Origin of the sequence: Micromonospora sp. DT53 (assembly GCF_049841535.1) — a bacterium.
Lineage (GTDB): Bacteria > Actinomycetota > Actinomycetes > Mycobacteriales > Micromonosporaceae > Micromonospora.
On sequence record NZ_JBNCKM010000001.1, the window covers coordinates 817105 to 826397 of the forward strand.

Below are 9293 nucleotides of genomic sequence, written 5' to 3' on the forward strand. Positions count from 1 at the left end.
GGTCCGGATCATGGCCATACGGTGCAGGTCAGCGGGGTGGTCGGAAACTCTCTCGCACCAGATTCCAGTCGGCCGCGGCGCCGGCCCAGTCCTCGTCCCGGGTGATCCAACCCAACGTCCAGCGGTTGGCGCCGAGGATCTGTTGCCGGGCGCGCAGCCATGGCCCGTGTGGTGTCTGCCAGCGAAGTTCCCACTCGGCGCCACCCTCGCCCGCGGCGAGCCGGATCTCGTCGTACCCCGGCAGGGAGCCGGCGCCGGCTGCCGCCTCGCGGGCGGTCCGCAGCCGCTCCAGGGGATCGACGGCGCCGCCCTCGGCGACGCTGAACGCCCGGCCGGTAGCCGGGTCCTGGAAGCAGGCCACCGTGCCGTCGCGGGAGGTCAGCCACGTCGCCGGTACCGAGACCCGGAAGCCGGCGGTGTCGGCGTGCCAGACCCAGCCGGGCGGCGGCCGGAACTCCTCGCCCGAGGCCGGCGTGCTGGCCTGCACGGCCGTACCGGCGATGTCCGGACGGACACAGGCGAACGGGGGCGGGGGGACGTCGCGCCCATTCGGCGGCGGGCCGGGTGGCGGGCCGGGCCCGAACGGCCCGCCGTTGGGCGGACGGTTCGGCGGCGGGGAGGACCATCCGGTGGTGTCGGCGGGCTTGTCACCGGTGACGGTCAGCGCGGTGCCGACGCCGGCCACGACGGCGACCAGCAGCGCCACGGCGACCATCGCCACCCGACGCGCGGTACGCCCGGCGGCGGCCGGATCCGGGGCCGGCGTGGGGGAGGCGCCGGCTGCGGCCGGGGCGTCGGGGTCGGGCAGCGGAAGGGTGGGGTCCTGGTCGTCGGGGTCGTCGGCCGTAGCGGGCTGGCCGACCGGCCCTGGGCTTGGCGCGTCGGCCGAGGACCGGTCGGTCGCCGACGGCCCGTCGGCACGACCGGTCGCGGCCGTGGTGAGCAACCGACGGGCCGTGTCGTGATCGAGGCGGTCGCGCGGGTCGCGGCGCAGCAGCCCGTCAAGCACCGGCGCGAGCGTCCCGGCGTGCGGGGCCGGATCCGGTGGGCCGGCGGCCAGCGCGCTCAGGGTGGCCATCGCGGTGCTGCGGGCGTACGGGGACTGACCCTCCACGGCCGCGTGCAGGGTCGCACCGAGCGACCACAGATCGGCGGCCACCGTGGACACCCCCTCGGCGGCCCGCTCCGGGGCCACGTACTGCGGGGAGCCGAGGACCATGCCGGGGCGGGTCATCGCGCCGTCGCCACCGTCGAAGGTGGCCAGCCCGAAGTCGGTGAGCATCACCCGCCCGTCGTGCGCCACGAGCACGTTCTGCGGTTTGATGTCGCGGTGCAGCACCCCGGCGGTGTGCGCGGCCTGCAGCGCGTCCAGGACGGCCAGGCCGATCCGGGCCGCGCGGGCCGGCTCCAGGGGGCCCTCGGCGTCCACGACGTCCTGGAGGGTGCGGGACGGGACGTACTCCATGACGATCCAGGGGCTGCCGTCGACCGCGACGACGTCGTAGAGCCGGACCACCGCCGGGTGGTTGAGTCGGGCCGCGGCGCGCGCCTCCCGCAAGGTGCGCGAGCGCACCTCGGCCCGTTCGCGATCGTCCAACCAACTCGGTGGAACGATCTCCTTGACGGCTACCTCGCGGTGCAGCATCTCGTCGCGGGCGCGCCACACCCGACCCATGCCCCCGCGACCCACCAGGTCGAGCAGCCGGTACCGACCGGCGATCAGCACCTGTGCACGCTCCTCCTCAGCCGCTGTCCGGGCTACACCCTAACCAGCGGATCGGAAGTCACCTATCGGTCGTCCGACTCAGCTCAGCATGCGGCGTGCTCGGCGGCGGCGGCGAACAGGTTCCCCTCCGGGATGGCGATCCTGGTCCGCCCGCCGGCAAGTCGGGCGGCGGCGCGGCGGGCCTGCACCGGGCCGTGTTCGCGTCGGGCGGTGGCGTAGCTGGCGGCGGTACGGGCCGCGATGGTGGCCCAGCCGTACCGCTCGCCGACCATCGTGCGGGCCCGGCGAGCGAGCCGCCGGGCGAAGACCTCGTCGCCGAGCAGTTGGCCGACCGCGCCGGCGAGCGCGTCCGGGTCGCTGTGCGGGAACGTCACCCCGGTCACGCCGGGTTCGACGATCTCGGCGAGGCCGCCGGTCCGGGCCACCGCCAGGGGTGCTCCGGCGGCCGCCGCCTCCAGCGCCACCATGCCGAACGGCTCGTAGAGGCTGGGGACCACAGTCGCGTCGGTGGCGCCGAGCATCGCCGGCAGTTGGGTGGAGTCGAGGAACCCGGTGAACCGGATGGTCGAGCTGAGCGCCAGCCGGCGGGCCTCCGCCTCCAACTCGGTGCGGTACGGGCCGTCGCCGGCGATCACCACGCGCAGCCCCGGGTGCCGTTCGCGGAGCCGGGGTATGGCGTGCACCAGGTGCTGGACGCCCTTCTCGTAGACCAGCCGCCCGGCGTACCCGACCAACGGGCCGTCCCCGGCGAACCGTGCCCGGGCTGACGCGACCGCTCGGGGACGGGCCCGCCAGGCTCGGTCGTCGACCCCGTTGGGCACCACGTCGACCTGGGCGGCCGGTGTGTCGAACAGCGCGGTCACCTGGTCGCGCATGTACCCGGAGCAGGCGATCACCCGAATGGAGGAACTGCTGAGCCAGTGTTCGACGCCGTGGATGGTGCGGTTCATCTCCTCCGGCAGCCAGCCCTGGTGCCGGCCGGCCTCGGTGGCGTGCATGGTGGTGACCAGGGGGAGGTCCAGGTGCTCGGCGAGCGTGACGGCCGTGTGGGCGACGAGCCAGTCGTGGGCGTGGATGACGTCGTAGGAGCCGGCCTGGGTGGCGCGTAGGGCGGTGCGGGTGAGGGTGTGGTTGAAGGCCATGGTCCAGGCCAGCAGTGAGCCGGTGGCGAGGGGGAAGGTGACCGGGTCTTCGGGGGCGCGCAGGATGCGGACGCCGTCGGCGTATTCCTCTAGGGGTGCGCCGTCGGAGTGGCGGGTGACGACGGTGACCTCGTGGCCGGCGGCGGCGAGGGCGACGGAGAGGGCGTGCACGTGTCGGCCGAGACCGCCGACGAGCACCGGCGGGTACTCCCAGGAGAGCATCAGCACCCGCAGCTGTCGGGCGGGGTTGATGTCGATCACGTGGGCATCGAGTGACATGCGGCCCCCTTTGAGTTGTCCCCGGGCGCGCGCCGACCGACACCGGAATCGATGTCGCCGTCGCGTCTGGATCGAGGCCAATCCTGCCGGGATCGCGATAACCAGCGGCAACACCACCGTTGCGGTCGTGTAAAGCGCTACTGGCTCTTTCGCCGCACCCGCAGCAGCTCGGCCACCGACCATGCCTGGAACGGGCAGCCGGTAGCGGTGTGCGGCGCGAGGCCATCGGCCGTCTCGCTCACCGAGCCTAACCCGAACTCCATCAAATGGGACTCAATGCCAATGAATGCGTCATCGACGGATATCTTTCCACGACGCGCGGCGTCCACGTACGGGCCGAGCAGCCACGGCCAGACCGTGCCCTGGTGATAGCCCCCGTCCCGGTCGGCCGGGCCACCCCGGTGCCGGCCCACGAACTCGGTGGAGTCCGGGGCGAGACTGCGCGGCCCGAGCGGGGTGAGCAGCCCGTCCGCGATCCGCCGCAGCGTCGCCTCGTCCGGCTCCATCGGCGCGTACGGCAGCGACCAGGCCAACAGCTGGTTGGGGCGCAACGCGTCGTCGTCGTGCAGGGCGGCGCCACCCAGCGGGTACGCCGGCGCCGGCGCGTCCAGCACATCGTGCAGCCAGCCGGTCGGGGCCGGGAACCGCTCCCGGAACGAGGCGGTGGCCTGAGCGTGACGTCGCCACAGCTCGTCCGCGTCCTGCCCGGCCAACTCGGCCAGCTCCGCGACCCCGGCCAGCCCGTTGATCCACAACGCGTTGACCTCGACCGGCTTGCCGGTACGCGGGGTGACCGGCACCCCGTACACCCGGGCGTCCATCCAGGTCAGCGCCGTGCCGGCGGCACCCTGGGTGAGCAGCCCGTCGGCCGGGTCGACGCGGATCCCGTACCGGGTGCCGGCCAGGTGGGCGTCGATCACGGCGCGCAGCGCGGGCAGCAGCTCGTCGCCGAGGTCGGTGTCGCCGGTGACGGTGACGTGCCGACTCACCGCGTGCAGGAACCACAGCGTTCCGTCGACGGTGTTGTACTCCACCCGACCGGTGTCGGCCGTGTTGGCGAGCATCCCCTCCGACAGCGTCGCCGCGTACGCCCGCAGCAGCTCCCGACCCTCGTCGGCGCGACCCGTGCAGAGGAACAACCCCTCGTACGAGATCATCGTGTCCCGCGACCAGGCCCCGAACCACGGGTACCCGGCGACCACGTCCACCGCCGCCTGGCCGGTGCGCACCACGAACGCGTCGGCGGCCAGCGCCAGGGTGGCGTCCACGTCGTCGGCCGGCTTCGCCGTCGCCACCACCCGCCGGTTGCGCCGTCGCGCCGCCGCCACGATCTCCGTTGCCGGCGGCGGCTCCTCGTCGAGTCGACCGGCCCAGGCCCGCACCGACACCGTGTCGCCGGGGCGTTCCAACTCGCCGGAGAAGCGGCCCGCGTACCAGAGGTCCTCGTCGGCGTTGAGACCACGATTGGCCTCCTCGCGGTGGTGCACGCCCAGCCACCACTGCCCCTCGGGCGCCCAGCCCGGCCCGGCGAGCCGGTACGCGCCCTCGACGACCGCGCCGTCGGCCACCGCCTCGACCTGCGGGATCGGGCCGTCGGCCCGCCGTTCGCCGTGCGCGTCCCGCCAGGTGCAGGCGGCCGACAGCTCCAGCCGGACGGGACCACCGGCGACCAGCCGGTGCACCACCGCGACGCAGGAGCGCCCGGGCAGCATGGCCAACTCCCGTTCGATCACCACCGCGCCGATCCGCCACCGCCACCGGGGCAGCCCGTCGACCAGGTCGAAACGCTCCAACAGCTCGAAGCCGCGCGGGTCCACGTCGCCGGAGGCCCATTCGTGCGCGCCGAGGCGCACCCGCGCTCCGGACGGCAGGGTGACCGCCGGATCGAGACTGACCAGTCCCACTTGGCGGGACGCCGGCGTTTCACCGGGAACCACCAACAGGCCGTGGTAGCGACGTGTCCGCAGCCCGCCGACCGTGCCCATCGCATAGCCGCCGAGGCCGTCGGGGACCAGCCACTCCCGGCTGGATGCGCTGCTCAGGTCGCCGCAGATCTGCGGGCCGAAGTGAATGTCGATCAATTTTCCTCCAGCGGCGGCGGGGTGTAACACGCCACGACGAGAATGGCCGCTGTGGTCAAGTACCGCGGCGACGTCAAAGATGTGCACGTGATCACTGACCGATCGTCCTCCGACGCCTCGCCACCCGACGCTGAGCGGCTCCGGCTCGCCCAGGCCGACTCGGGGGAGCAGGACTGGCGTGCATGGGGTCCCTATCTGTCCGAACGGGCGTGGGGGACGGTACGGGAGGACTACAGCGAGCACGGTACGGCCTGGGACTACTTCCCGCATGACCACGCGCGGTCCAGAGCCTACCGGTGGAATGAAGACGGGATGGCCGGCGTCTGCGACGAACGACAGACCTTCGCGTTCGCCCTGGCCCTCTGGAACGGCAAGGATCCGATCCTCAAGGAGCGGATGTTCGGCCTCGGCGGCGACGGCGGCAACCACGGCGAGGACGTCAAGGAGTACTGGTGGTACGAGGACTCCACGCCCACCCACTCCTGGATGCGCTGGCGCTACCACTACCCGCAGGCCGCCTTCCCGTACGACGAACTCGTCGCGGTGAACGCGTTGCGCGGCCGCGACGACACCGAGTACGAGTTGGTGGACACCGGGATCTTCGACGACGACAGGTACTGGGCGGTGACCGTCGACTACGCCAAGGCGTCCCCGACCGACCTCTGCATGGTGGTGACCGTCGCCAATCGGGGCGACCGGGCGGCGACCCTGCACGTCCTGCCCACCCTGTGGTTCCGTAACACCTGGTCCTGGGGCCTGCCCGGCGGCGACCGGATCCCCCGGCTGACCGGCCAGGGCACCCGGCTCGTCGGCGAGCACCGGGTGCTCGGCCAACTACTGCTGGAGGGCGACGGCGGCCCGGTGCCGCTGCTCTGCGACAACGACACCAACGCCGAACGGCTCTGGGGCCTGCCCGGCCGCTCCCCGTACCCGAAGGACGGCATCAACGACCACGTCGTCAACGGCGCGGCCACTGTCAACCCGGCCCGGGAGGGCACCAAGGGCGCGCTGCACTACGTGCTCGACGTGCCGGCCGGCGGGCAGCGCCAGATCCGGCTGCGGCTCACCCGTACCGCGTCGCCGCCGGCCGCCGCGCCGCCGCCCCCGGCCGACCTCAGCGACGGCTTCGAGGCCGTGGTGTGGGCGCGTCGGGCCGAGGCGAACCGGTTCTTCGCCGGAGTGATCCCGCCGGCCGCCACACCCGACGAGGCGCTTGTCGCCCGGCAGGCCATCGCCGGGCTGATGTGGGGCAAGCAGTTCTACCACTTCGACGTCAAACGGTGGCTCGAAGGCGACCCGGGTTCGACGTCGCCGCCGGCCGGGCGTCGGCACGGGCGCAACAGCGCCTGGTGGCACATGACCAGCTTCGACGTCATCTCCATGCCCGACCCGTGGGAATACCCCTGGTACGCGGCCTGGGACCTGGCCTTCCACTGCGTGAGCATCGCCCGGGTCGACCCGGGCTTCGCCAAGGAGCAACTGCTGCTCCTGCTCCGCGAGTGGTACCTGCACCCCAACGGGCAGATCCCGGCGTACGAGTGGGCGTTCGGTGACGTGAACCCGCCGGTGCACGCGTGGGCGGCGCTGAAGGTGTTCGAGATCGACGGCGGCCGGGACTACGAGTTCCTGGCCCGGGTGATGCACAAGCTGCTGCTCAACTTCACCTGGTGGGTCAACCGCAAGGACACCGGCGGCAACAACGTCTTCGAGGGCGGCTTCCTGGGCCTGGACAACGTCGGGCCGTTCGACCGCTCGGCGGCGCTGCCGGTCGCCGGTGTGCTGGAGCAGTCCGACGGCACCGGCTGGATGGGCATGTACGCGCTCAACCTGCTGGACATGGCGATCGTGCTCGCCGAACACGACCGGACCTGGGTGGACACCGCCACCAAGTTCTTCGAGCACTTCGCCTACATCGCCGCCGCCGCGTACGAGCAGGGGTTGTGGGACGAGGAGGACGCCTTCTTCTACGACGTGCTGCGCCTCGCCGACGGCACGAAGGTGCCGCTGAAGGTCCGCTCCGTCGTCGGGCTGCTGCCGTTGGCCGCCACCACCCGGCTCACCGCCAGGACCCTGCACCACCTACCAGAGTTGGGGGCCCGGCTGCGCTGGTTCCTGACCAACCGCCCGGAGTACGCCCAGGTGATCGGCACCCGCCGGCTCGGCCCCGACGGTCGGCAGCAGCGACTGCTGTCCATGGTCGGCCCGGAGCAGGTCGTCCGCCTGCTCGCCCGGATGCTCGACCCCGACGAGTTCCTCTCCGACTTCGGTCTCCGTACGCTGTCCCGCGCTCATCTGGACAAGCCGTTCTCGGTCACCCTCGGCGGGCAGGAGTTCTCCGTCGGCTACGAGCCGGCCGAGTCGACAAGCGGACTATTCGGGGGCAACTCGAACTGGCGGGGCCCGATCTGGATGCCGACGAACTTCCTGCTGATCAGTGCGTTGCGTGACTACGCGGCGTTCTTCGGCGACGACCTCCAGGTGGAGTACCCGACCCGCTCCGGGGTGAAGCGTTCGCTGGATGAGATCGCCGACGACCTCTCCGCTCGGCTGATCTCACTCTTCACCCAGGACGACTGGGGCCGCCGGCCGATCTACGGTGCCGCTCAGATGTTCCAGACCCATCCGGACTGGCGGGACCTGATCGCGTTCCCCGAGTACTTCCACGGCGACAACGGGGCCGGCCTGGGCGCCTGGCACCAGACCGGCTGGACGGCCCTGGTCGCCGACCTGATCCTCACCCTCCGCCGCTGACCGCCTGCCCCCCGCCCACGCTCGCCCGGCAACGTCCCTGATGTTGCTGCTTCGGGGCCGTCGGAGGCAGCAACATCAGGGAAAGTGCGCGGATCTTGCGGGCTTCGATCAGGTCAGGTCATCGCGGAGGCTTGCGGCGTTCGTACGCCTGGGATGAGATCGAGCGGATGGGCTGGGTTGATGCGGGGATGATGTGGGGGAGTTGTACCGCTGCTCGAACTACTCGGTGAGCACCTTCACGGTGTCGGCCAGCCCGTCGTTCCGGTTGATGCCGACGAAGAATTCGCTCCCCACATGGGTGACGTCTTCGATCTCATCGACCAAGTTGTTCCCCGGAATTCCGATGTCACTCTCCACGTCGCCGCCAGACCAGTTGTACTGGTACACCCAGTTCCACCCGGTGGCGGGCGTGGAGGTGTTGATCGACCTGGTGTTCCAGATATAGTTCTCCGAGCAGTCGATGCCTTGGTCGGAACGATTATCGTGACTCGTCAGATTGCTCTTCACCAGCGTCCATCCACTCGTCAGAGCGCCGGCGCCGGGATGGGTCCAGAGGCTACCCAATCGTCGGGCAGCATATTTGCCGGCTCCGCCGGCAGCGGTCACGCTGAAGCAGAGGCCGCTGATGTTGCCTATCGGTAGACGCACTTCCCCGGTCGTGCCGACAGATCCGTCGCCGTTCAGGCGAACGACTGTCACCGTGTCGCTCAGAAACGCGGATTGGCTCCCCTGGGTGGCAATCAGGGCCGGGCCCTGACCCAGATAGTTCGCGTTGTAGGCGAGGTCGTTACCGTGGCCGAGTGTGGGTATGGACGTTGGTGCCCCGGCGCAGACCCAACTGGCGCCGTCCCAGGTTGAGCCGTCGCGCAACCACCTGGACAGGACGGGCTCCGCGCCGGCCGCCTTGGTGAAAATGATGTAAAGCTGGCCGCCTGGCCCTGCCGCCATGCCTTGCATGACGGTGCGACCCGCCTTGCACGCGCTGCTGTTCGGGATGTTCAGCCGTTCCGCCCCGCTCCTGTCCGTAGCGGCGTAGGCAGCTGCCGCCGGGGCAATAGCGATTCCAACTGAGAGTGCGAGCATGGCCGCGACGGTCGATAGCTTCTTCAATTCGGTGTCTCTCCTCTGGGGGTAAGGCGAGAGGAGGGTATCAGTCGATGTCGACCTGTCTATGTCGCCCTTGTCGCGGTAGCGGGCCGCGGTTCGCGCGCCTGTCGCCGGGTCCTGCTGACCGACGGAGGTGGGGGGCCCCCCGGGGGGGCCGCCCCCCCAGCGAGGCCCCCCCGCAGCGCCGGCCCCGCCGGCCGCCGGGGG

At 71.5% G+C, this 9293-nt stretch carries 5 protein-coding genes; 1 reads left to right on the plus strand and 4 read right to left on the minus strand.

Features of this window, described 5'->3' with window-relative positions; translation table 11 throughout:
- Positions 1-28 precede the first annotated feature (28 nt).
- The 3 genes from ACLQ3B_RS03910 to ACLQ3B_RS03920 all read right to left on the minus strand — a co-directional run bounded on the left by ACLQ3B_RS03910 (position 29) and on the right by ACLQ3B_RS03920 (position 5228).
- On the minus strand, positions 29-1726 hold the full coding sequence (locus ACLQ3B_RS03910) for a serine/threonine-protein kinase (protein ID WP_425777373.1): 1698 nt from the start codon (positions 1724-1726) through the stop codon (positions 29-31).
- A gap of 83 nt (positions 1727-1809) precedes the next feature.
- Positions 1810-3147 carry a glycosyltransferase family 4 protein gene (locus ACLQ3B_RS03915; RefSeq protein ID WP_425777375.1) on the minus strand — a complete coding sequence of 446 codons (1338 nt, stop codon included), beginning with the start codon at positions 3145-3147 and terminating at the stop codon, positions 1810-1812.
- A gap of 137 nt (positions 3148-3284) precedes the next feature.
- Positions 3285-5228: an amylo-alpha-1,6-glucosidase gene (locus ACLQ3B_RS03920; protein WP_425777376.1), complete on the minus strand. Its 1944-nt coding sequence runs from the start codon at positions 5226-5228 to the stop codon at positions 3285-3287.
- Between the two features lie 42 nt (positions 5229-5270).
- Between ACLQ3B_RS03920 and ACLQ3B_RS03925 the strand changes: the two genes are divergently transcribed.
- Complete coding sequence (locus tag ACLQ3B_RS03925) at positions 5271-7979, plus strand: MGH1-like glycoside hydrolase domain-containing protein (RefSeq protein WP_425777378.1); 2709 nt, start codon at positions 5271-5273, stop codon at positions 7977-7979.
- A gap of 219 nt (positions 7980-8198) precedes the next feature.
- Here the strand turns inward: ACLQ3B_RS03925 and ACLQ3B_RS03930 are convergent, their stop codons facing one another.
- Positions 8199-9089 (minus strand): hypothetical protein, encoded by an 891-nt coding sequence (locus ACLQ3B_RS03930; RefSeq protein WP_425777380.1) that lies wholly within the window; start codon positions 9087-9089, stop codon positions 8199-8201.
- Positions 9090-9293 lie beyond the last annotated feature (204 nt).